We start from the raw sequence: 22,001 nt of genomic DNA on the forward strand, positions 1-22,001 counted from the left end.
GGGTGACGTGGTCAGGATTTCCCACACTTGGGTGGATGAAAAGCGGTGAGCCGGTATTCGTGGGCGTGACTAATCCCGCTGATACGCTAACCGCCATGCTTCGGCGTGAGGCCTAACGGTTAACATGAACATTGACCGTGTTTCCGAGCTTCATCGCCTAAAGAGATTGTCGCTCGTTGAGCCTAGCCACAGGAGGATCCATGGCACAGAAAGTGCTTGTCGAGATCGTTGATGACCTCGACGGTTCCGAAGCCGCTGAGACCGTGCAGTTCGGCCTTGACGGCATCACGTACGAAATCGACTTGTCAGACACCAACGCTGGCGAACTGCGTGACTCGATCGCGCACTATGTCGAACACGCTCGTCGAATCGGTGGCCGTAAGCGTGCCGGTCGCGCGTCGAAGGGATCGGCCGCGCAGACCGGGGATCGAGACCAGAACAAGGCCATTCGGGCGTGGGCGCGCAAACAGGGCTACGAGATCTCGGATCGAGGCCGGATTCCCGCTGACGTGGTCGAGGCTTACCACCAGCGGAAAAAGAAGTAGTGAACGCGCCGGGGTGAGGCTCGTCCGGTTAGTGGATCGAGCCTCACCCGGTGAGCGTAAGCGGGTTCCTTGACGGTAGCCGCGCCCCTCCCTATTCTCGCGAAGAATGAACTCTCGATTTCATTAATTGATGGGTGGGAGCGGGTATGGCCGGGCGGCTAAGGCTCATGCGGATCGGCGTAACTGGCTTGGAACGGCCAGTGCTACTCGGCGACGACGATCGCTATTACGATCTGCGCGATCTGACTCTCGATATCGATGGCACGTTCTTCGCGTCTGGCGGTGTGCGCCGTGTCCGGTCCGCGTACGAAGCTGGAGAACTGTCGCCCGTTCATCGGGACGACATCAGGATCGCGGCACCGATCGCGCGGCCTGGTTCGGTGCTGTGTATAGGGCAGAATTACGCGGCGCACGCCGCCGAGTCCGGTGACGATCCGCCCAGCGAACCCATTCTGTTCTACAAGGCACCGAACACCGTCGTCGGTCCTTACGACGACGTGCTGATTCCCCGCGGTTCGACGAAGACCGATTGGGAAGTGGAACTCGGCGTCGTCATCGCGCGGCGGGCCCGCTATCTCGACTCGCCGGATGCGGCCCGTGCCTGCATCGCGGGTTTTGTGACCTCGAATGACGTCTCCGAGCGTGACTTCCAGCTCGGCCGTCCCGGTGGGCAGTGGTCGAAGGGCAAATCCTGCGAGACCTTCAACCCAGTCGGTCCGTGGTTCGTGCCAGCCGAGGACGTCGCCGATCCGCAAGCGCTGACGCTGCGGTCGTGGGTGAACGGTGAACCTCGGCAGGACTCCAAGACGTCCGACATGATCTTTTCCGCTGCCGAGATCGTGTGGCACCTGTCGCGGTTCATGGTGCTCGAACCCGGCGATCTGATTAACACCGGCACGCCGCAGGGCGTCGCGCTGTCGGGTCGGTTCGATTACCTGCGTGCGGGTGATGTGGTCGAGGTTGAGGTCGAGGGGCTCGGCAAGCAGCGGACCACCTGCGCCTCGGCCTGATCCGCGCGTGGGTTGGCCGTCATCATGCCGGTGAGCTGGGTCTGGGCGGCATCGCTAGGTACTGGCTGTCTCGCGGTGTCTTTGACACTTACCGCCGACCTTCATACCATTTAATGAAGCTCAGATTCTAGAGAATAAAACCGGTGTCATGGGAAGTCGAGCGAAAGGTGAGTTCGATGCGTTTCGCCATGATCGCTCCGTACCAGGGCGCCGACTCACTCGAACCAGTGCGGGACGACCTCACCCTTTTCAACGTCGAGGTGATGACGCTCGGGCTGTCGTCCACTCCCGATCGCACCAACGAGACGGTGGCGCGGTTCGGTTCTTCCGCCGAGCGGGTGCTAGACGACTTGGTGTTTCACGGTCCGTGGGATGGCGTGCTCGTCGCTGTCAACGCGTTGTCCGATGGTCCGTGGGTTCCGCAGGATGTCGTGAAGCGGCTCGCGCGCCGGATTCGCCACATCCTTGGTCCGCATCTTCCGGTCGGTGTCGTCGATGACGTGAGCGCCAACCTGCCGCAACAGCTGTTCGACGGGATCATGGCGCTGTGGTTCCTGCGCGTCGTCGCGCTCGACGCTGCCGACCGGACGCCCGGGCGCTAATCCCGCCGACGCTCGTGAATCGGCGCGGCCGTGGCGCGGTGCTCGGTCAGCGTCGGGACCGTAACCGAGGTCGTTCGCCTCGGAGGATGGCCGCGGCGGCGTCGGTGGAGAACTGCCCGGGACAGCCATACTTGATCCACGTCGCGCCGAGCAGCAGCGCGCCGCAGTCGGCGACCATCTCAGGTCCACCGTAGGGCGCCAGTTCGCGTTCGACTTCCGCCCAATCGCGATACACGTGTCCCTGCATGTGATGCGTCCACTCGTGCACCGCGACGGAGTACACCTTGTCGCACGGTGTTCGCGGCGCGATCCAGATGCGGTTACCTGGTACCTCCGCCCTGCCCCACGCGCCGGTGTCCAGGATGATCCAGTTCGCGGGGCGGCCTTCCTTCCCGTGCTCGAAGTTGGCCATCCAGTCGCAACGACCGTTCGCTTTCGTCTGTGGTGTGACCGCGACGGGGTCGGGGCGAATGGTCGCGCTCGCCAGCGGCGGTCCGCCGGTTCGTGGTGTTCTTGTTGTTCGGGGCTTCGCGCGCTTGCCCTTCGGCTTGTCGCGGTTCGGTGCTGCCTCGGGTGTCGTTGTCGGGGCCGCGTGCCGCGTCGGAAGCGGCGCGGCTGTCGTCGGCTCTGGGGTCGCCCCACCCGCGCCGGGTCCACCCGCCGCGGTGATCTGGCGGTACTCCACTCTCGGTCCGCACCCAGCCGTGATCAGTACCAACGCGATACCGCAGAGCGCGGCCACAAGGGCGAGCGAAGCCGGACCACGACGACGTAGCAGGGGGGCGAGGGGGCAGTGGTCGAACGTCGTCGGCGTCTGTCTGCCCATGGTGGTACATCCTAGAAGCAGGTGGACATATTTGAAATAGTCTATTTTGATGATGAAACGTAGCAATCCGTAATGAGGGTGTGCTATCCCGAGGAGGTGTCGCGGTGCGTGCCGAACGTGGCGACTGGTTGATCATTGAACGAGCCAGCGTTGACCAAGCTCCCAGGAAGGGTGTGATTCTCGACGTCGGTACGCCGGACGGCCTGCCGCCGTTTCTCGTGCGTTGGGGCGGCAACGGCTACACGTCGCTTGTCGTTCCCGGGCCCGACGCGCGGATCGTGAAACGGGCCGCGGCCAGCAGGCAGCGTCGCCGGACGCAGCGGCGCGTACCGCGGTGGTGGCGACGGCTGACCGTGCGCGGCTAACGCTGGATCAGTGGCGGACGAGTGCGGCGAGCTCGAAGTGCATGGGATCGGTCCAGTCCCAGTCGCCGCCCCAGGCGAAGCCCCACTTCTTGAAGATCGCGACGACGTCTCGGTCGATCTCGCCCTTGGTGCCCCTGTGGTTGCCCGCCACGTTGAGATCGATGGCGATACCCCAGGTGTGCAAGGAAAGGCCTCTGTCGGGGTCGTATCCGATGAATCGGGGGAAGTAGCAGCCGCCGTAATCGTCTGGATCGATAGCCGCGGTGAGTCCGCGTCGCTCCACCTCGGAAAGCGCGGCGCGCAACTGTGGCAACATCACTCGGTGACAGGTGACCGTGCCCAGGATCGGCACCGACTCGGTTCGGATGTTCGCGTTGACCCACTCCCGCTGGGGCGCCACCGTGCCGTCGGGGAAGTAGCGGTAACTGAAGCTGCCGACCGCGTCCGCGACCGCACCTCCGGTGAGTAGTGCGGTGTGCGAGCCCCTAGTCGCTGTCGTTGGGTGCAACGGGTCGACACGGGCGCGATCGCGCACGACTTTCCGCACATCCCGCGTTCCCTCGGCGATGTCGTCGTGGCGCAACGCGACGACGAGCGCGTTGTGCTGGGAGATGCCCAGCTGGTCACCACGCCGCTCGTTCACGATGGCGTGGACTCGCGGGAGCGTCGTGGCATAGGCCCCAACCCGCAATGGCAGTCCGTCGCCGCGTTGCCGCACGGTGAGCGTCCCGCCCAGTGGTTGGCTGAGGTCGTCAGCGATCTGGTGGCTGAGTACTACCTCCCCCGCGGCGACCGCGTCCCACACGCCGTCCGTTGTGGCGGTCGCTTCTGGGGTGAATCTGCGATAGCTGGCGGAGTCGACGGCCGCCACGGTGATCGACCTGTCCGCCACTCGAACCGAAGCCATCGCGAGCGGAATCGTCGCACGCACCTGGGGCATCGAGTCGATGCGGTTCCTGAGCCTCGCGGGCAGCGGCGATGCGCCGATCACGAGCATGTCCGCGCGTTCCAGCTCGCCGGTCAATCGAGGTGGGGGCGGTACTGACCATTCGGTGTCGATGGGATTGGTGAACTCGACCGCGGCCGGGACAAACTGATCACGCGTGCCGGGCGCCGGGCCGTCGTCCGCCGAGTCCGCGTGTGGACCGCAGCCGGTGAGCAGGGTGGTGGCGACTACGGCGGTGGACGCGAACAGATGGCGTCCGTGGCCGCGAGTCGACTTCCGGAAAGGCAATCGCGTCACTCACCACCTCCGGTGTCGTTATCTCTATGTAGCACTTGAAGTCCACTAGCTGCAACTGTTATTTTACTTGCTAAGTGGCGTAACGGGAGGCGGTATGCGAGCGCTGGTCCCGATTGTCGCGGTCCTTCTCTTCGGTGTTTTCGCGGCGTCGGCGGCGGACGCGAGCACTGTTCGCTATGTTGCCCAGGAAAATCGGCAAGAGCGGACCTGGAATTTCGAGCAGGCCACGATCCCCGGCGCGCAACCTCAGGGTGACTGGGGCGAAGGCGTGACCGTCGCCGTCATCGATACCTGGGTGGACTACACGCATCCCGACCTCAAGGGGCGCATCGCCGGTCGCGCGCTCTGCATCGACAGTGAGTCCGGGTGCGAGGACAAGGAGCACCGCGCGGACAGATGTGAACACGGCACTCACGTCGCGGGGACCGTCGTTTCGGGTCGTTACGGTGTCGCTCCCCAAGCGCGGGTGTATGCCGTCCAGGTGCTCGCGTACGACTCGGCGCGAAATTCGTGTACCGGAGCGTCCGACGACGTCGCACGAGGGATCGGGTTCGCCGTCGCCAAAGGCGTCGACGTGATCAATCTGTCGCTCGGCACGCTCGTTCCCGGGGTGTTCTCGAGCGAGGCGGTGGCGGCCGCTGTCGAACACGCCGCACGCGCCGGTGTTGTCGTCGTCTTCGCCGCGGGCAACAGCACCGTCCCCATCAGCGAGGACTACGGCTCCGACGCGGTGATCGTCGCCGCGACGGGCCCCGACGGTGAGATCGCGTCCTACTCGACACGGGGCGGATCCGTATCGCTCGCCGCGCCCGGCGGCGACGACGGTGCCGCGGGGCTGACCGCGTGTAGCCCGCGGACCTGCGTCAAGTCGACCGTTCCAGGAGGTTCGTACGCGCTCCTCGAGGGCACGTCGATGGCGGCGCCGCATGTGTCGGGGGCAGCGGCCTTGTTGCTGTCGCAACACCCCGACCGGGGCAGGGAGGACGTGCTGCGGTCGTTGCAGTCCACCGCGCGCCCGCTCGCGGGAACCCGCCACGGCCTTATCGACGCGACCGCCGCGCTGGCGTTGCGGAAGCGGGACGCAGCACCGACGACGACCAGCGCGAGCGGGACCGAGCCGAACGGGGCGCTCAGACAGCGAACCGAACAGCCGAGGCCGCCGCGACAGTCGCCCCCACCCGGCGCCGACGCTGGGTCCGATCCCCGCCCTGGAGATTCCCGCTCGGTGACCTTTTCTCGCGATCCCGCACCTGACGGTGGCGACCGCGCCGCGTCACCGAAGACGACCGACGAGGCCGCGCCGGTGGGGCCGCCGGCGTCAGGCCCCCCGGGTGGGAGCACGAACTCAGGGCTACCCCTCAAGGCGATCTGGAGTGGGCTGGCGGCGGTGGGAGTGATGACAGCGGTGCTCGCTGTTGTCGGCGCGACGCAACGGTTCCGGCGATCTCGGTACGAACCGTGATGAGCAAGGCGACGAGGCAATGAGTAAGGCCAGGGGCACCGAGGTCGGCGATCTCGCGCGCAAGCGCCAGCGTGACGCGGCCGCTCAGCACCCCGTACGTGGAAAGATCATCGGGCTGGCCGTGACGGCGGCGGTTGTCGCCGCGGGTGCGGGTGTGGTGTTGGCCGCGAACTCGGGGGCGCCCGAGCGGTCTGACCGTGCCGACAACCGTGCCGCGACGGCACCACCGAGCGCGACGCGAACCGAGCCGCCGCTCACGCTCACCGAACGCGGCACCATTCCGAAGGAACTGGGTGAGCTCGCGGGTTTCGGCTCGGAACAGCAGCCAGATCAGAACACCTTCGCGATCGAGGACATCGTCGTGGACCCGCCGTGCGACGTCGGTTATCGCACCCGTGCGTCCGAGCACATCGTGCGTCTGCACATCACGGTCCATACGGGGTCGGACACGGAGCGCGCGAGCATGCTGGGACGCATCCTCACGCCCGGCTTCTTCGAAGCCATCGGCCCAGACGGCCGCAGACACGGGGCATGGCCAGGCGAGTGCAGCGAAGCCGCTGGCACCGCGTGGCCGGACGAGTTCGAGCCCAACCGTGAGTACTCGAGGACGGTGGAACTCCGGCTGCCGGTCAGCGAGGGCACGTTGATCCTCAACGGTGTCATGGCCAACGCGGCGGGCTGGGAGTGGCGGTTCTGATCCGCCGCCACTCCCAGCCCGATCGTGGCTGGGAGTTACCCGCCGCAGGTCGCCGCCGGTTCCGAATCGGTGTCGGACGACGAGTCGGAACCGGCTTCCGCCATCGCCTGGTGCCCGCCGAGTGCCTCGACCGCACCGACGACGTCGGCGAGCCCGGTGCCCTTGTCGTAGGAGCTCCGGTAGTCGCCGACGTCGCGGTACGGTGCGCCGTCCTCGTAGCGGTATGCGGTCGACTTCAACGCGTGCTCGACATCTCCTGGCGTCGCCGACGGATCGAGCTGGAACAGTTGCGCCACGATGCCCGCGATGTGCGGAGCCGCCATCGACGTCCCACTGATCGTGTTGAACGCGGCGACGTCCTTGACGTTCTTCCCGGACTGGGGCGCACCGCCGCTGGAGCAGATCGCCAATTGCGGGCGGCAGGCCGACGTGATGTTCTCGCCTGGTGCGGAGATGTCCGGCCAGGTCGACGGCTCGGTTCGGTCGCCCCGCGAGGAGTAGCCGGATAGCACGCCGTCGCGGGTGCCCGTGTCCTTGTCGAAGTAGGACGCCGCCGAGATGATCCCCGGCGTGGGGTCCTGACCGGGTGGGTTGGCTCGGTTGACGCTGCCGTCACCGCCGCCATTGCCGTTGGCCCACACCGTGACGACACCCTGCGCGGCCAGTTCTCGCTGCAGCTTGGCGGTCGCCGACTCGGGGTTGAATGAGCCGCCGGACGCCGGTCCATAGGAGTTGTTGGTGACCTTGATCGGCGGACATTCCGCGGCGGAAACGCCATCACCGCATGGCGCTTCGTGGTTGTTCAGCACCCATTCCAGCGCCATGTTGGCGTTGATGATCGCCAAGCCCGCACCCATCGACAGTGACACCAGCCGCGCTCCGGGTGCCGCGCCGCTCGCCGTCGCGCCGCCCGCGAGCTCGGTCGGCTGCCCGGCCACGATGCCGTTGACGTGGGTGCCGTGGCCGCCCGCCGAGAGGGTGTCGGTGTCGACAAGTGGACCGACGTCGGTGAAACACGCGTCGAGGTTGGTGCGCACGACGCCGCAGAGGTACTTGAGGTTCGCCACGACGATGCTGTCGCCGTTCTCGGTCTGGAAGAACGGATGGGTGGGGTCGACGCCGGTGTCGATGACCGCGACCGAGACCCCACTGCCGTCGAGTCGCGTCCCCGACCTGGCGAATGAGTCCGTGAGCACCTCGCTGCCACGTGTCGCGTCGTGCGAGCTCGTGGTGAACAGCTCGATCGGCTGGTTGCCCTCCACGTAGCTAACGCCGGCTTGCCGTGCCGCGAGTGTCACCTGCGGCGGAGTACCGCGTGCGATCGTGACGCCGATCCTTTCCAGGTCACCGAGCCGTTCCAGTCCCGCCCTCTCGGCGCCGGAACGGGCGGCCGCCAGGCTCGTGCCGTGGATGAGCACCGTCAGATCCTCGGTCGCCGAGACGGCGTCCAGCTTGCTGGCGAGCCACGGGTCGATCGGGGCGGTATCGGCCAGGCCGCCCAGTGGATTCGCCGCCGCGCTCGCGGGACCGAAGAACATCAGCACGACGAAAGCGATACTCGCGATACGCGCCAACCGGCCGCGTTGGGACATGGGGGCTCCTCTTCCTTAGATCAGCTCGGGCTCGCCGCGATGGCCGCGGCGAGCACGGTTGCGAGCGTGGGAAGCCAGCGAGCCCTGCTGCGCGGCGGGTTGATCCACCGCACGCCACGATTGGTGGCCGTGGGAAGTGGGACCTTGTACGGGCAGCCGAGCACGGTGACGCCCGGCGGCATTTCCGGCTGGGAGAGCACCAACTCGTTGGGGTCGGCGAGGAACACCCAGCCGTCGACGCCCATGCCGAGGTCGAGCACTGGTCCGCAGGACTCCTGGCGCTGCAGGTACTCCGCAGTCGCGCCCGCGAAGAGCGCCTGCACCAGTGCGCCGACCATCCCACCGCCCATCTGCAGTGAGCCCGTCTCATCGACCGCCCAGCCGTAGACCTCCCGATACAGCCGCGCGGTGTAGTGCTTCTCGGCGGTTGGCAGCGTCCTGGGTGTCCGCTTCGAGATGTGGGTGGGGTGATGCCGCAGTGACGTCGGGGCGGACTCGATGCTCATCGCGGACTCCTGGCTGTCGTCCCGGAGATGTCACCCGGGTACCGCGGGCGCGTGGCCGCGATGTAACGCCGAGTGATAATAAATGAAACGAATATCTCAACTAATGATTGACTTTACGATGTGCTGTGGCGAGTGGTCAAGCTTGCCACCGACATGGCGGGACGCGGTCACCAGCGGATGTCCAGTCGACTCAGGCATACACCCCCAGCCGGGGCGTCAGCGTGCGCGCCGCGTCGAGCAGGGAACGGACGGTGGGTGCGTAATCGGCGACGTCGGCCGAGGTGGCACGGTTGTCGCGGCTGGTCGGTGTCGCGAGTTCGAGCGCTCGCTGCCGCAGCAGTTCTATCTGCGAGAACCGCAGGCCGAATTGCGCGGTAACCGCGCGACTGACGACGTTCAACGCCGCGTTCGCCGCTGGTCGTAGTCCTTGCCTCGCGAGCATGCCCGACCCGATCAGCTGGGCGGCCTCGCAGACGAGCAGGAAAGCCGACGCCGGGGCGCTCGTCGCGAGCTGGTCCGACGCGTCCAGGTGGGATTCCGCGAGCTCGAAGAACGGTGTCGCGTCGGCGTCCGTGCCGCTGATCAGCTCGAGCTGGCCCTCATCGAGCAGCTCGCTGATGACCTCCTGCCCCTGCTCCCATGACGCCACGATCGATGGGTGACCCGCCGGTCTGCGCAGGATCGCGACGTCGACGACCGGGCGGCGGTCGCGCTGTCGCGGAATCGGCACGCCGTTCACCTCGGCCTTGGCGTCGTCGGTGCCGACGATGGTGTACTTGATCTCACGGTGAACGCGCTTGCTCGCCCTGTCGATCGCGGCTTCCAGCTCCGGTTCGTCCAGCGCCGACTCGTCGGGCACCGTGAGCCTGATCTGGATCATCGTTGGATCGATTCCCGGGAGGCCCGCGAACCGCTCCGCCCAGGTGCTGCATACCGTGATCCTGCTGATCCCCGGCACGCGGCCGAGTTCTTCGCCGAGCACTTGCGGCACGCCGTAGGTGACCCGGATCAGGTCGGTGAGCGGGCCGACGATCGGCCGGTCGGTCACGGCTCGGACCAGCCGGACCGTGCCCTCGTTGCGCCGCGCGAGGATGCCCGCGGCCTCGAGCAAGTCGCTCTCCTTCGACACCGACGCGAGCGAGCCACCCGCGTGGTCGGCGAGCTCGGTGAGACTGAACGCCCGGTTCGGGTTCATCAGTGTCGCGGCGAGGATGCCCGCCTGCACTCGCGAGCGGAACACCGGCAACAGCGCGGGTGAGCCTTGGTTGCGGCGAGACGTGTTCGAGTTGACCGGCGGATTGGCGGTCACAGCCGCGTGCCCGAGCTGGCTGCGTCGCCGCGCGGCGGCGGCTCCCGCGTCCAGCGTGGACTTCGGGATTTGGAGCGCGACCGACAGCCACTGGCGCCACTCGTCGCGCGGTACCTGGCGTCCTCGCTCCCAGCGGGCGACCCGATCTCTGCCCATGGTGGCCTTGCCTGAGATCGCCGCGAGACGATCGGCGAGTTCGTACTGGCTGATCTTGAGCCGCTGTCGTGCTGACCGAATGAGTTGTCCGATCGGCGGGTCGGCGTTCGTCTGCATGTGCCGTGCCCCTTTCCTGAGAGTCGAATGCTCCAGGTGTTCGACGCTACGAACGTGGCGATGCTCCCTGCTGTCCTATCGGCGAGCACTTCTATCCGCTTCACGTCGCGGGCTCCGGAGTGATTTTTCACCAGGGTTTAACTGGTCCCCTGGTTGCTCCTTCCTCGGTCTATGACGGTTAATTCGATACCTGTGGCCAAAAGCTGTGCAGGAGTTCTTATGGATACGCGCCAGGTCTCTCTTTCCGACGCACTTCTGCCCTCAAAATCCTCGCTGCGAAATTGTCTAGCCGCCATGCATTTGACGGGTTTCGACACCGCTTTTCTCGTCGATTCCGAATCACGACTCATCGGTGCCGTCACGGCGGAGGACGTTCGTGCCGCACTCGTGAACGGTAGTGACATCGATTCCTGTGCCGGTGATTTGGTGACCGAGCCCGCGGTTGTCACCACCAAGGACGACACGAGGTCGCGCGTGATCGACGTGATGCGTGCGGTCGGTGTTTCGCAGGTCCCCGTGGTCGACGACAGTGGCAGGGTGGTTGGGTTGCATGCCGCGAACGGCATGATAGGAACGCCGCATCGACGGAACTGGGCAGTCATCATAGCCGGCGGTTTCGGAAAACGTCTCGCGCCGGTGACGAACACGATTCCCAAGCCGATGGTGCGGGTAGCGGGACGCCCTATTTTGGAGCATTTGATCCTGCATCTCGCTAGTTCTGGAATTCGGCGAATACTCGTTTCCGTCAACTACCTTGGTCATATGATCCAGGAATACTTCGGCGATGGTTCCGCCTTCGGATGTGCCATCGAGTATTTATGGGATGATGAAGATCAACCCTTGGGGACCGGTGGGCCGTTGCGCCTGTTATGCGATTTCGAATCGCAGCCCGATGAACCGCTACTCGTCCTTAACGGCGATTTGGTGACTGGTTTCGCTGTCGGCAAGCTACTCGACGCCCATGCCGCTCGCGGCGCGGTGGCGACCATCGCCGCGAGTGAGTATCACCATGAGGTGCCGTTCGGCGTCGTCGAGAACGAGAACGGCTGGCTACGGCGCATCGCGGAGAAGCCAGTGCATACCTGGCCGGTGAACAGCGGCATCTACGTGCTTGAGCCGTTCTTGTTGTCACGCGTGCCGAAGGGAAAGCTCTATCCGATCACCAACCTGTTCGAGGAGTGCCTCGAGCGTGGTGAGCCGGTGGGTGTGTGGCGGATGGACGATCCCTGGCAAGACGTCGGCAAACCGGAGGAGCTCGCGAGGGCACGCGGGCAGCGCTAGTGCCAGAACTCGCCCTCTCAGCGTCGCCCGTGGTCACTGTGAGGCTGGAACTATGACTGACATCACACCGGACCGCCATCCGTCCCTGGGCTCGGAACGGTCGGAAGCCGCTCCAGACGATCTGGCCGACGCTGGCGAGCAACGAGGAGGCGAACCGCTCATGCCTGCGGAGCTACGCGGATGTCCCTTCGCCGCGCCGGGGGTGATGGTCACGAGGGCCCAGGTAGCCGATGGCAGGCTGAAGATCCCGTGCGCCAACGGCTACGACCATTTCGAGTTCGACTCCTACGTCACGAGGAACGGAAGGCTGATCCCGGTATTCGCCTGGACGGACCGGACAAGGGTCGCCGAGTAGCGGATCACCCCGCCGCTGGACCGAGGGCGATCCTGCGCAGGGCCGACAGCACCACCAGTCCCTCGCTGAGCTGATCAGCGATGTCGGTGTGGACGTTGTCGACCGTGCCGACGGGAACGTCCGGACCCAAGATGTGGCGTACTCGCTTGCCCATCCGCCGGGCGGCGGAGTCGTGCCCGTCGCGCGCTGACTGGCCGTCGAGGATGACGAGTACACCGTCCCACGGTCCCCGTAACGCCAACTCGTCGAGCATGTCGTCGGTCACGTCTCGCGGTACGAACCCGTCTTCGCACGGTGCCCGACCGTCGTGTCGGGAGGGCAGCACAACGACTGTCATCTCGCCACGGTGGCCGGTGGTGTCCGCCGTGGTGAGTGAACGGGTGTCATGGCACGGTGCGAGCATCGCGAACCGCATAAGAGCAGCCTCCGGGGCCGGTGTCTCGGCATACCCGACCAACCCAACGTCCCGTTGGTCCCGTGCGACAAGGGGGCCATTCCAGGTGGGGTGTGACTCGGGTGGCCAGGCGGCCCTTCGCTCCGTGCGGTGTCGCGGCCGCCGTCAGCCGCCCGAAGGCACGTCGTCGGAACCGTGCGTCGTGCCCAGCTGCTCTGCTACGTGCTGCAACGCCGCCGCCGCGCGCTCGACGTCCTGCACGGTGAACCGTGCCGATGGTGCGCTGAGGCTGACCGCCGCGGGCAGCCTTGTGCCAAGGATGGGCACGGCGACGCAACGACCGTCCAGCTCGTTCTCCCCGTTGTCGACGGCATAACCGACCCTGCGCACCTTGGCCAGTTCGTCGAGGTAGGTGTCGATGTTGGTGATGGTGTTCGGTGTGCGCTGCTCCATCCCGGACTGCTCGAGTAGTTCTTTGACCCTGTCGGTGTCCATGTGTGCCGCGATGGCCTTGCCGAGCGCGGTCGAGTGCAGCGGGTCGCGGTCGCCGCGTTTCGCCGCCAGCCGGACGCCGCGTTTGCTCTCCACGATGTCCAGGTAAATGATCCGGTCACCATCGAGGAGCCCGAGGTTCGCCGATTCGTCGTGTTCATCCCTGAGGTGTTCCAGCCAAGGCCGAGCTCGCTCCCGCAGTACCTCGAGGTGGCGCGACTGCATGCCGACGAAGCCGAGACCGAGCCGGAACAATCCGGTGTCGGGGTCTCGCTCGACGTAACGGTGGTTCTCAAGCGTCCAGAGGTAGCGGAATGCCGATGACTTCGGGAGTCCGGTCTCCGCCGCGAGGACTGGCAATGGAACACCGTCGATGGATTCCTGCAGTAGGTTCAAGATCGCGCACACGCGCTGGACCGCTCTGACGGTGTAATCGCGCTCTTCTCGCTGAGGTACCGCATCGGTCCCGCTGTTGTCACCAGCCTTGCCGTTGGATTGCTGCCGCCCGGTCGCCAGCGGACTCACCCCTTTTTCCGATTAAACAGGTTGTTTCAAAATCCTAGCCGATTTCAGTGTAGCCAATCAGGGGGCCATCTCATGCCGATCTGAAACGCCAGGACAGCGAACGGCGCAACAAGCTGCGACGCACGGTGAGGGCGGGTTCCGCCAACTGGCCCTGGCGCGCGGCGCTCATGCTTCTGGAGACTCGGAGGGTCAGCGCGTTCAGGGAGGGACACATGCCAGCGTTTATGGAACCGTTCCGGATCAAAGCCGTCGAACCGATTCCCTTCCCTTCGGTAGCCGAACGCGACGCCGCGCTGACCGAAGCGGGGCACAACATCTTCCGAATCCCAGCGCGGTTGATCACCATCGACATGCTGACCGACTCCGGCACCAGCGCGATGTCCGCGGCCCAGTGGTCCGCGCTGCTTTCCGGTGACGAATCCTACGCGGGGGCGCGGTCGTTCGAACGGTTCGAGCATGTGGTGCGCGAGTTGACCGGCTACCCCGAGGTGCTCCCGGTGCACCAGGGAAGGGCCGCTGAGCGCATCATCCTGCACGAACTGCTCGGCAGGGGCGACGTGTCGGTGTCCAACACGCATTTCGACAGCACTCGCGCCAGCGTCGAGGCCGCGGGCGCTGATGCGGTGGACCTTCCCGTCGAGTATGACGAGGCGACGCCGTTCGGAGGTGACATCGACTTCGATCGGTTGCGGCGACTGCTCACCGGGGACGGGGGCGCGCGGGTGAGGTGCCTCGTCCTTACCGTGACCAATAACGCCAACGGGGGTCAGCCGGTTTCGCTAGATAACGCGCGCGTTGTTCGGCAAATATGTGATGAACACGACATCCCGTTCTTACTCGACGCTTCCAGATTCGCTGAGAACGCCTACTTAGTCCATCACAGATCACCGGAAACATCCGGAACGACAGTACGTGAAACAGCGCGAGAATTTTTCAGGTTAGCGGATGCGTGCTGGGCGAGTTTGAAGAAGGACGGTATCGCTAATATCGGTGGGTTAATCGCGCTGCACGATGCTGATTTGGCGAAGCGCTGCCGCGCGAAAGTCATTGAAACGGAAGGTTTCCCCACGTATGGCGGGCTGGCGGGCCGTGATCTTGACGCGTTGGCGCAAGGGTTGCTCGAGGTAACCGATGTGGACTATCTGCGGTACAGGGCGGAGTCGGCGCGCTGGTTCGCGGGCGTGCTGGCAGAGGCGGGGCTGCCCGTGCTCCGACCAACCGGGTGCCACGCTGTCTATGTCGACGCGGGGCGGTTGCTGCCGCATATCCCGCCGCACCAGCTGCCCGCGACGGCGCTCGTCAATGAGCTGTATCGGGCCGGTGCGGTGCGCACTACCGAATTGGGCACCTTGGTATTCGGCCGGCCAGGGACTGATGGCGCGACCGATATTCCCGCCCCGAGAGAACTCGTCCGCTTCGCGATACCCCGAAGGGTGTATACCGCGAGCCACTTGGAGTATGTGGCGGAGGTCGCGGAACGTGTCGTGGCGAAGGCGGCCGATCTTCGCGGGTATCGGATCGTCGAGCAGGACGATGTAATGCGGCAGTTCACGGCGATTTTACAGCCGGTGGAGTGATCCACACCGTCGTGGCGGTGAACCGGACGCGTAGCGGCCATTCACTACCGTATGGTCATTACACGAATGGCCCTAGCCTCGCGCTTTCACGCTGGTTCGGCCCGCGGGCTGTGTCGATCATGAAGAAAGGTGCTCTGAGCTGCAAGAATATGACTTGCTGAGGGTCATGTTCGAGCGAGTTCAGGAGCACCTTTCTGGTGGGTAAGTCTACTGGTCCGTACCCGTCGTTGTCGGTCGATACCGCCGGAAGTGGGGTCGTGTCGCAGGCCGGGGCGGTGATCCTGCTGCGAACCGCCGAGAAGGCCGGTCTTGCTGCGGCGCTGTCGGCGGCGTTGGCGCCGTGGCGCAAGCCGTTGGCCACACATGATCCGGGCAAGGTCGTGCTCGATCTCGCGGTGTCGGTGGCGCTGGGCGGTGACTGCCTGGCCGATATCGCTCTGCTGCGCGAGCAGCCAGCGGTGTTCGGCCGGGTGGCGTCGGATCCGACCGTGTCCCGGCTGATCTCCTGCCTGGCCGCCGACGCCGGCAAGGCCCTGTCGGCGATCGGCCGGGCCCGCGTGGCAGCGCGGAAGACGGCGTGGGGCCACGCCGGCAAGCGCGCCCCCGATCACGGCATCGACGCCGAGCACCCGCTGGTCATCGACCTGGACGCGACGTTGGTGACCGCGCATTCGGAGAAGGAGAACGCGGCCCCGACCTATAAGAAGAGCTTCGGGTTCCATCCCCTGCTCGGGTTCGTCGACCACGGCGACGACGGGACCGGGGAGCCGCTGGGCTGGCTGCTGCGCCCGGGAAACGCCGGAGCGAACACCGCCGCTGACCACATCACGGTGGTGGCCGAATGCCTGCGCCAGTTGCCGTTCACCGCCCGGGGTGGCCGGGTCGGGCGCAAGGTGCTGATTCGCGCCGACGGTGCCGGCGGCACCCACGACTTCGTCGACTACCTGACCAAACAGAAGCTGTCCTACTCTCTCGGATTCGGGCTCTCCGACGACATCGTCGCCCGCATCGGCACCATTCCCGCGCACGTGTGGACACCGGCCTACGACTCCGACGGCGACCCGCGCGACGGGGCGTGGGTCGCCGACGCCACCGGTGTGCTGGACCTGTCCGGCTGGCCCGAGGGCATGCGTGTGGTCGTCCGCAAGGAACGGCCGCATCCCGGCGCGCAGCTGCGGTTCACCGACGTCGACGGACTCCGGCTGACCGCCTTCATCACCAACACCGCCCGCGGGCAGCTGGCCGACCTCGAGCTGCGGCACCGCCGCCGCGCCCGCTGCGAGGACCGCATCCGGATCTGTAAGGACACCGGCCTGTCGAACCTGCCGCTGCATGACTTCGCGCAGAACCAGATCTGGCTGGCCATCGTCGCGCTCGCCGTCGAGCTCACCGCCTGGATGCAGCTGCTCGCGCTGGCCGACCACCCCGCCCGCCGATGGGAACCCAAACGCCTGCGGCTGCGGCTGTTCTCCATCGCCGGCCGCATCGCCCGTCACGCCCGCCGCACACGCCTACGGCTGTCCGCGCACGCACCCTGGGCCGATCTGATACAGACCGCGCTCGCCCGGCTCGCCGCACCACCCGCACCGCCCTGATCAGCGACAACCCGCCCCGACGAGACGAAACACCACCCGGGCCCGTGGAACCCGGCAGGCCGCCCCGACTGACCACGGGCCACTGCAGCTCGCCACCGACCGAAAAGGAGGCCAACAACACCACCGCCCAGCGCAGTCAGGCCGACACCTCAAACGCGAGAAAGATCGAGGCTAGAAAAGCGGGTGTAAATCTGCGAGCGTTGGCTTCGCATGTTGAGGGGGAACACCATGCTTGCTAGATAAGGGACCATGCGCGACGATGACGAAACTTCCGCTATCGCAGTACCGGCTTTTCGATTCCACGGACCTCGACGATACGCGTCAACGGGTGGCACAGGTATTTTGCGACCACCGAATTGACCTGGTGGGCAGGGCATCCCGGCTTGACACGCATATGAACTGCCAACGCATACGGAACACCTCGCTGGCTTCCATCACCTATGGCGGCGATGTCAAGGTCGATCCAGGGGAATGTGAGAACTTCTTCCCCGTGATGGCGATCCTTGAGGGCCGCGGAACGTTCCGGTGCGGCAACGACAGCATCGACGCGACCCCGGACGTCATCGCGGTCGCGTCACCGACGCTTCCCCTGAGCATGCGGCTGGCCGCCGGAACGAAGCTGGTGATCGCGCGAATCGAACGGCCGGCGTTGGAGGCGACCTTACGCGAGTTGCTCGATCAGTCATTGCCGTGGCCGATCGAGTTCCAGCTCGGGATGAACGCCACGGAGGGGATGACCGCCGCCTGGGCGAGCGGGTTCCTGCGCTTCATCAATGAACTGGACAGCAACAACCGTTCCTGGTCGCGTTCCCACAGCGCCAGAGGGCTGGAACGGTGGTTGATGGAGGGGCTGTTGCTGGCGCAGCCGAACAACTACACCCATGTTCTCGACGGTGACACCCGCCCGATTCCGAACCGGGTTGTCGACGCCGCGATCGAGCTCATGGAAGCACACCCGGAGTCCGAACACACCATCAGCAGCCTCGCCAGCGCGGCGGGGGTGAGCGCACGGGCACTGCAGGAGGCGTTCCGGCGGCATACCGACGTCACGCCGATGCGCTACCTGCGCGAGGTTCGGTTGGAGCGGGCTCACCAGGAACTGCTCGCCGCGGAGCCGGATACCACGACCGTCGGCAAGGTCGCGGCGCGCTGGGGCTCGCAGCACTTGAGTAGGTTCGCCTCCGCCTACCACGCCCGCTACGGCGAGTATCCCTCGACGACGTTGCGCAAGTGAGCTACCCGCGCGGACTGGATGAGTCCGCGCGGGAAGTGGATCGTGCTCGGGCGTGCGTGGTCCTAGCGTCGACTGCGTGTCAACGTACAGCCGCAAGGGGGCGGATTCAGTTCGTCCTTATCGCAGCGAGCCGATCGGCACCGTCGTGCGGCGCGCCCGTCAGGAACGCGGTCTCAGCCAGCACGCGCTCGCCGAGGCGCTCATGTCGCTGTCCAACAACTACGGCGTGAGCAGGACCGAGGTCGCGCGCTGGGAGCGGGGCAAACGCGTGCCTGGCCCGTACTGGCGGGGTTGGCTCAGCTCGGTTCTCGATATTCCTGTCGAAAGACTCGGTGCGGCCGCACGCACGGCGCGCGCGCAGCGTGCCGGGCCGGTCGCGTCCGTGCGCACCGATATCACCACAGCGGGAGATGGCTGCCATGGCTAGGTCACTGGTGACGCTGGTGAACCCCAATTTCGTGTATCCGCCGATCACGCCGTACGCACTCGACATCCTGACGACGTCCTTGGAAGCGGACGGGTTCGACGTCGAGGTGGTGGACCTGACGTTTCGTCGCGAGGACTGGGAGCGGTGCCTCCGCGAGTACTTCGCGACCCGCGATCCGTTGCTCGTCGGCGTCACGGTCCGCAACACCGACACCATTTATGCCCAGCAGCAGCGGGTCTTCATCGATACCCACCGCGATGTCGTCAACGCCATAAAGGACCATACCTCGGCGCCGATCGTCGCGGGCGGCGTCGGATTCTCGTCGATGCCGTTCGCGCTCACCGACTACTTCGACATTCCCTACGGGGTAAAGGGGCCTGGCGAGCACATCATGGTGCGGCTCGCGCGGACCCTGCTCGCGGGCGGCCGCACCGATGACATTCCTGGGCTGCTGATCAATCATGGGGAGGGCCGCGTGCGCCAGGTTCTGCCGTATCCCGCGCGGATAAGGCAGGGACGCCCGCCCGACACGCTCGCCACCGGCGCGGGTGTCGTCAACACGAGCACGGTGTACCTGCGTCGTTCGGCGACCCCGTACAAGGTGGACAACGTCCGGTACTACCGGACAGGCGGGCTCGGCAACATCCTGACCAAGAACGGGTGCGTCTACGCGTGCTCACACTGTGTCGAGCCGGACGCGAAGGGAACCCAGTTCACCCGCCGTGAGGTCGCCGTGGTCGTAGACGAGATCGAGGCGCTGACCGATCAGGGCATCTTCGACATCCACACCACCGACAGCGAGTTCAACCTCGCCATCGCCCACACCAAAGCGGTGCTGACCGAGATCGTGCGGCGCAAGTCGGCCGATCCCGCGACGTCGTTGCACCAGCTGCGACTGTGGGTCTACGTGCAGCCGACACCGTTCGACGACGAACTCGCGGCACTGCTCGCGGAAGCGGGATGCGGCGGCATCAACCTGGCTCCCGACCATGTGCGCGACGACGTGCTCGACGGGTGGAAGGTCACCGGCAAAGGACGTCGTTACTACACGTTCGACGACGCGCATCGGGTGTGCTCACTCGCACGGGAGCGCGACATTCCCACCATGGTCGAAGTGCTCCTCGGCATGCCGGGTGAGACCGAGGCCACGTTGCGGGAATGCGTGAAGCGCACGCTGGACCTGGACGCCACCGTGACCGGGTACAGCCTTGGCATCAGGGCGTTTCCGTACTCGCCGCTCGGCATCCAGCTGGCGCGGGAGTGCGGCGGCACCCGCACGGTGCGGGGCCTGCAGTCAACCACCGCACTGGAACCGATCGTGCTGACGCCGAAGGGTGCGTGTTCGACCGTCGAGTACGAGCGGCAGTTCATGTTCGACCAGCACGGCCGGTTCCGTCCGGTCTACTTCCTCTCACCGGAACTGCCTGAGGATCGTGCGACGGTGGAATCACCGAGCGGGCGGTGGGCGAAGTCGATCGACCTGCTCCACGACCTCGTGCCGGAGGACGATCTGCACCGGGTGATGTTGCCGACGCTGCCGGGACTGACCCAAGACGACAACAACTACGCCGATAATCCGTTTCTGCTGCGGCTCATCGAACTCGGCTACACCGGTGCTTTCTGGTCGCACTGGCCGCACCGCGCGGAGATCATGCGTGACATGGTCACGACGCGTTGAGCCGCTGGCGTGGTGTCGTATCGACGCCGTCGCGAGCGCGCAAGGCGTTGACTTCCTGCGTGAGGGCCTTGAGGTGAGCGAGAATCGTCGCGTGCTGGCTTCGTTCGTGGTCGAGTTCCGCCCTGAGCTCGGCGAGTTCGTCGCGTAAGGCCTTGAGGTCGGGTTCGGAACCCCGCTGCTCACGTGTCCTGCTCGCCATGACCGCCTCGGCGACGGTGACCGCGTGCAGCGCCGGTGCCCGCGTCGCCGCCGGATCGTTTTCCCGTTCGGAGAGGCGGTGATCGAGCTCGGTCGCCTCGGTGGGCAGCGGCGAGTCCACGCCCCGCCTGCGCTCGATCAGACCGAGCATGCCTGCCAGCCGTCGCGGGCTTGAGTCGGCGATCCGGCCGATGCCCAGGATCTTGTGGCGTTGCGGATCGCGAGGGTCGTCGAGTTCGACTCCCGGTAGGAACGTTCGGATCGTGCCGGATGGCACGGCGTGTCCGTTGCCCACCATCTCGTTGAACTCGAGGTTCATCGTGGGATCCAGCAGGAAGACACTGCCGAGACCGATGAGGTGCCAGGTAACTTGGGTCGCCCAGCGGACGAAGTCGTCCGTGTCGCGTATGCCTTGGCTGGCGACGTAGACGGAGCCGAGCCGTGAGTCGTCGGCGAGGTAGTCCATGAGGTCCGGCAGCTGTCCGCTCGCGACCCACCGGGGCTCGGCGGTCATCTCGGTTCCGCCGTCGTAACACGTCAGTTTCCCGAGCAGCTCTCGCAGCACCCGGGGAACCGACATGCACGCGAACGAAGAACTCGGATCCGGTCGGTCGCCGTCGACGGTCTCGATCTCCGACCAGAGCCAGCCAGGTGCGTCGTGGCGTTCCACGGCGGTGAAGGTCGTGCGCCACACCTCATCGCGCGCCGCGCCTTCATGGACCCGGCGCCACCGGTAGACCTCGTGGCCGTCGTTGTCGTGTTCGCGGAAGATGGTGAGGAGGTTGTCGTCCGCGAAGCGGTACCGCCCGGGTGCCGCCGGATCGACGTCGATCTGTTTGGTCGTCGACCATCGTCCGATGTGGTTGATGAGGGTTTCCACCAGTGACTGGTCAGGACCAACTCGGAGGAACGATCGGAAACCGACGGCCATGGTTCAGTTCCTTCCGCCTCATCGTGGTTGTTTTGGCAACTAAAACTAGAAGCTTATTAAATGAAAAACTACGTATGACAATGCGGAATGTCAACGGTATGACTTCCACGCGATCGGCTGACTCGCTGCCCAGTTCAGGCCTCGCGAGCCGCACTCATCGAGCCGTCCGCCCCGGACGGGGCGGTCAATCCTCCACCTGCTCGCGGAGGCCGATGAGGTCGAGTGCTTCTGCGGCGAGGTCGTATAGCGACCCAGCTGTCCCGCTCGCGAACCAGGTCCGTATCGCGCCCTGCATGGCACCAAGCCCAGCGTGCACGAGGACGTTGGCTCGCAGGCTCGTCGCGGGATCGGTGTGCGTGCGAGTCGCGACAGCGTCGATGAGGGCGTCCACCAACGAGCTGTACCGGTGCTGGCCCTGTGCCATGGCGTTCGGTGCGTGCTCCGCTATCCGCCTGCGCAGCAGCAGGGCTTCGCGTCGTTGCTCGATGTCCGCGGTCAGCGCTAGCAAAACCCGGCGAACCAGCGCGTGCGGTGTCGTTTCCTGTGGTGCTGACGCGACCGCCTCCAGCGCCACCTCCCGCTGCCGTTCGGGATTGCCATGGAGCAAGTCATCCTTGCTCGCGAAGTATCGGAAGAACGTCCGCCGGGAGATATCGGCGGACGCCGCGATGTCGTCGACCGTGACGGCGTCGACACCGTGTTCGGCGAACAACCGGAGCGCGGCGAGTTCGATCTCGTCCGCCATCCGCTGCCGCCGCCGGGCGCGCAATCGCTCGCCGCTGCGTGTCTCCGCCGTGCCGACCATGGCTCGAGCATAAGTGGCATGGCACTAGCGCCGAAATTGCACCTATGCCAAGGTGGCACCTGGTGTCGATAGCGTGCGG

General features: G+C 65.8%; 22 protein-coding genes. 13 read left to right on the plus strand and 9 right to left on the minus strand.

The annotated features are described in order from the left end of the window. The first annotated feature begins 200 nt into the window (after window positions 1-200). The 3 genes from ACFQGD_RS03750 (at window position 201) to ACFQGD_RS03760 (ending at window position 2,157) form a co-directional block, all read left to right on the plus strand. On the plus strand, window positions 201-545 hold the full coding sequence (locus ACFQGD_RS03750; protein ID WP_345407484.1) for a histone-like nucleoid-structuring protein Lsr2: 345 nt from the start codon (window positions 201-203) through the stop codon (window positions 543-545). 146 nt (window positions 546-691) lie between these two features. Further along, on the plus strand, window positions 692-1,555 hold the full coding sequence (locus ACFQGD_RS03755) for a fumarylacetoacetate hydrolase family protein (RefSeq protein WP_345407487.1): 864 nt from the start codon (window positions 692-694) through the stop codon (window positions 1,553-1,555). Between the two features lie 176 nt (window positions 1,556-1,731). Then, the gene (locus ACFQGD_RS03760) at window positions 1,732-2,157 is read left to right on the plus strand and encodes a hypothetical protein (protein ID WP_345407490.1); all 426 of its coding nucleotides are present in this window, start codon (window positions 1,732-1,734) and stop codon (window positions 2,155-2,157) included. Window positions 2,158-2,203: 46 nt separating this feature from the next. On the opposite strand, the gene ACFQGD_RS03765 is transcribed toward ACFQGD_RS03760, so the two are convergent. Further along, window positions 2,204-2,983: a hypothetical protein gene (locus tag ACFQGD_RS03765; protein WP_345407493.1), complete on the minus strand. Its 780-nt coding sequence runs from the start codon at window positions 2,981-2,983 to the stop codon at window positions 2,204-2,206. 104 nt (window positions 2,984-3,087) lie between these two features. Between ACFQGD_RS03765 and ACFQGD_RS03770 the strand changes: the two genes are divergently transcribed. Beyond that, window positions 3,088-3,348 (plus strand): DUF1918 domain-containing protein, encoded by a 261-nt coding sequence (locus tag ACFQGD_RS03770; RefSeq protein ID WP_345407496.1) that lies wholly within the window; start codon window positions 3,088-3,090, stop codon window positions 3,346-3,348. 7 nt (window positions 3,349-3,355) lie between these two features. Here the strand turns inward: ACFQGD_RS03770 and ACFQGD_RS03775 are convergent, their stop codons facing one another. Next, window positions 3,356-4,591 (minus strand): M15 family metallopeptidase, encoded by a 1,236-nt coding sequence (locus tag ACFQGD_RS03775; RefSeq protein ID WP_345407499.1) that lies wholly within the window; start codon window positions 4,589-4,591, stop codon window positions 3,356-3,358. Window positions 4,592-4,685: 94 nt separating this feature from the next. On the opposite strand from ACFQGD_RS03775, the gene ACFQGD_RS03780 reads away from it, so the two are divergent. After that, a complete protein-coding gene (locus ACFQGD_RS03780; protein WP_345407502.1) occupies window positions 4,686-6,053 on the plus strand; it encodes a S8 family peptidase in 1,368 nt (455 codons plus the stop codon). Window positions 6,054-6,072: 19 nt separating this feature from the next. Further along, complete coding sequence (locus tag ACFQGD_RS03785) at window positions 6,073-6,750, plus strand: hypothetical protein (protein ID WP_345407505.1); 678 nt, start codon at window positions 6,073-6,075, stop codon at window positions 6,748-6,750. Between the two features lie 35 nt (window positions 6,751-6,785). On the opposite strand, the gene ACFQGD_RS03790 is transcribed toward ACFQGD_RS03785, so the two are convergent. The 3 genes from ACFQGD_RS03790 to ACFQGD_RS03800 form a co-directional block, all read right to left on the minus strand. After that, window positions 6,786-8,342, minus strand: coding sequence for a S8 family serine peptidase (locus tag ACFQGD_RS03790; RefSeq protein ID WP_345407508.1), 1,557 nt, complete (start codon window positions 8,340-8,342; stop codon window positions 6,786-6,788). A gap of 20 nt (window positions 8,343-8,362) precedes the next feature. Continuing rightward, window positions 8,363-8,848 (minus strand): hypothetical protein, encoded by a 486-nt coding sequence (locus tag ACFQGD_RS03795; RefSeq protein WP_345407511.1) that lies wholly within the window; start codon window positions 8,846-8,848, stop codon window positions 8,363-8,365. A 190-nt stretch (window positions 8,849-9,038) separates the two neighbouring features. Then, window positions 9,039-10,430: a helix-turn-helix domain-containing protein gene (locus tag ACFQGD_RS03800; RefSeq protein WP_345407514.1), complete on the minus strand. Its 1,392-nt coding sequence runs from the start codon at window positions 10,428-10,430 to the stop codon at window positions 9,039-9,041. 219 nt (window positions 10,431-10,649) lie between these two features. On the opposite strand from ACFQGD_RS03800, the gene ACFQGD_RS03805 reads away from it, so the two are divergent. Together ACFQGD_RS03805 and ACFQGD_RS03810 are read left to right on the plus strand one after the other, a co-directional pair. Beyond that, window positions 10,650-11,711: a nucleotidyltransferase family protein gene (locus tag ACFQGD_RS03805; protein WP_345407517.1), complete on the plus strand. Its 1,062-nt coding sequence runs from the start codon at window positions 10,650-10,652 to the stop codon at window positions 11,709-11,711. Between the two features lie 52 nt (window positions 11,712-11,763). Next, a complete protein-coding gene (locus tag ACFQGD_RS03810) occupies window positions 11,764-12,066 on the plus strand; it encodes a DUF5988 family protein (protein WP_345407520.1) in 303 nt (100 codons plus the stop codon). A 4-nt stretch (window positions 12,067-12,070) separates the two neighbouring features. Here ACFQGD_RS03810 and ACFQGD_RS03815 read toward each other — a convergent pair whose 3' ends face one another. Together ACFQGD_RS03815 and ACFQGD_RS03820 are read right to left on the minus strand one after the other, a co-directional pair. After that, entirely contained in the window at window positions 12,071-12,403 is a 333-nt protein-coding gene (locus tag ACFQGD_RS03815) for a M81 family metallopeptidase (RefSeq protein ID WP_345407523.1), read from the minus strand. Between the two features lie 222 nt (window positions 12,404-12,625). Further along, window positions 12,626-13,477 (minus strand): IclR family transcriptional regulator, encoded by an 852-nt coding sequence (locus ACFQGD_RS03820; protein WP_390183450.1) that lies wholly within the window; start codon window positions 13,475-13,477, stop codon window positions 12,626-12,628. A 212-nt stretch (window positions 13,478-13,689) separates the two neighbouring features. Between ACFQGD_RS03820 and ACFQGD_RS03825 the strand changes: the two genes are divergently transcribed. The 5 genes from ACFQGD_RS03825 (at window position 13,690) to tsrT (ending at window position 19,988) form a co-directional block, all read left to right on the plus strand. After that, window positions 13,690-15,054, plus strand: a complete 1,365-nt coding sequence (locus ACFQGD_RS03825) for a tryptophanase (protein ID WP_345407526.1) — start codon at window positions 13,690-13,692, stop codon at window positions 15,052-15,054. 197 nt (window positions 15,055-15,251) lie between these two features. Then, on the plus strand, window positions 15,252-16,649 hold the full coding sequence (locus tag ACFQGD_RS03830; RefSeq protein WP_345398892.1) for an IS1380 family transposase: 1,398 nt from the start codon (window positions 15,252-15,254) through the stop codon (window positions 16,647-16,649). 328 nt (window positions 16,650-16,977) lie between these two features. Further along, on the plus strand, window positions 16,978-17,883 hold the full coding sequence (locus ACFQGD_RS03835) for an AraC family transcriptional regulator (RefSeq protein ID WP_345400761.1): 906 nt from the start codon (window positions 16,978-16,980) through the stop codon (window positions 17,881-17,883). A gap of 76 nt (window positions 17,884-17,959) precedes the next feature. Beyond that, on the plus strand, window positions 17,960-18,310 hold the full coding sequence (locus tag ACFQGD_RS03840; RefSeq protein ID WP_345400763.1) for a helix-turn-helix domain-containing protein: 351 nt from the start codon (window positions 17,960-17,962) through the stop codon (window positions 18,308-18,310). Further along, window positions 18,303-19,988 (plus strand): tryptophan 2-C-methyltransferase, encoded by a 1,686-nt coding sequence (tsrT, locus tag ACFQGD_RS03845; RefSeq protein WP_345400766.1) that lies wholly within the window; start codon window positions 18,303-18,305, stop codon window positions 19,986-19,988. Before ACFQGD_RS03840 ends, tsrT begins: the two co-directional genes overlap by 8 nt. On the opposite strand, the gene ACFQGD_RS03850 is transcribed toward tsrT, so the two are convergent. Next, window positions 19,975-21,117, minus strand: a complete 1,143-nt coding sequence (locus ACFQGD_RS03850; protein WP_345400769.1) for a hypothetical protein — start codon at window positions 21,115-21,117, stop codon at window positions 19,975-19,977. The genes tsrT and ACFQGD_RS03850 overlap by 14 nt on opposite strands. 184 nt (window positions 21,118-21,301) lie before the next feature. Continuing rightward, window positions 21,302-21,922 (minus strand): TetR family transcriptional regulator, encoded by a 621-nt coding sequence (locus tag ACFQGD_RS03855; protein ID WP_345400772.1) that lies wholly within the window; start codon window positions 21,920-21,922, stop codon window positions 21,302-21,304. Between the last annotated feature and the right edge of the window lie 79 nt (window positions 21,923-22,001).

It is taken from the genome of Haloechinothrix salitolerans (assembly GCF_042662605.1).
Lineage (GTDB): Bacteria > Actinomycetota > Actinomycetes > Mycobacteriales > Pseudonocardiaceae > Haloechinothrix_A > Haloechinothrix_A salitolerans.

Bases quoted from the DNA above. Each gene is read 5' to 3' on its own strand.
- ACFQGD_RS03810 (WP_345407520.1), top strand. From the start codon at position 11,764: ATGACTGACATCACACCGGACCGCCATCCGTCCCTGGGCTCGGAACGG.
- ACFQGD_RS03760 (WP_345407490.1), top strand. From the start codon at position 1,732: ATGCGTTTCGCCATGATCGCTCCGTACCAGGGCGCCGACTCACTCGAA.
- ACFQGD_RS03780 (WP_345407502.1), top strand. From the start codon at position 4,686: ATGCGAGCGCTGGTCCCGATTGTCGCGGTCCTTCTCTTCGGTGTTTTC.
- ACFQGD_RS03795 (WP_345407511.1), bottom strand. From the start codon at position 8,848: ATGAGCATCGAGTCCGCCCCGACGTCACTGCGGCATCACCCCACCCAC.
- tsrT (WP_345400766.1), top strand. From the start codon at position 18,303: ATGGCTAGGTCACTGGTGACGCTGGTGAACCCCAATTTCGTGTATCCG.
- ACFQGD_RS03790 (WP_345407508.1), bottom strand. From the start codon at position 8,342: ATGTCCCAACGCGGCCGGTTGGCGCGTATCGCGAGTATCGCTTTCGTC.
- ACFQGD_RS03825 (WP_345407526.1), top strand. From the start codon at position 13,690: ATGCCAGCGTTTATGGAACCGTTCCGGATCAAAGCCGTCGAACCGATT.
- ACFQGD_RS03855 (WP_345400772.1), bottom strand. From the start codon at position 21,922: ATGGTCGGCACGGCGGAGACACGCAGCGGCGAGCGATTGCGCGCCCGG.
- ACFQGD_RS03805 (WP_345407517.1), top strand. From the start codon at position 10,650: ATGGATACGCGCCAGGTCTCTCTTTCCGACGCACTTCTGCCCTCAAAA.
- ACFQGD_RS03755 (WP_345407487.1), top strand. From the start codon at position 692: ATGGCCGGGCGGCTAAGGCTCATGCGGATCGGCGTAACTGGCTTGGAA.
- ACFQGD_RS03765 (WP_345407493.1), bottom strand. From the start codon at position 2,983: ATGGGCAGACAGACGCCGACGACGTTCGACCACTGCCCCCTCGCCCCC.
- ACFQGD_RS03800 (WP_345407514.1), bottom strand. From the start codon at position 10,430: ATGCAGACGAACGCCGACCCGCCGATCGGACAACTCATTCGGTCAGCA.
- ACFQGD_RS03850 (WP_345400769.1), bottom strand. From the start codon at position 21,117: ATGGCCGTCGGTTTCCGATCGTTCCTCCGAGTTGGTCCTGACCAGTCA.
- ACFQGD_RS03750 (WP_345407484.1), top strand. From the start codon at position 201: ATGGCACAGAAAGTGCTTGTCGAGATCGTTGATGACCTCGACGGTTCC.
- ACFQGD_RS03815 (WP_345407523.1), bottom strand. From the start codon at position 12,403: ATGACAGTCGTTGTGCTGCCCTCCCGACACGACGGTCGGGCACCGTGC.
- ACFQGD_RS03785 (WP_345407505.1), top strand. From the start codon at position 6,073: ATGAGTAAGGCCAGGGGCACCGAGGTCGGCGATCTCGCGCGCAAGCGC.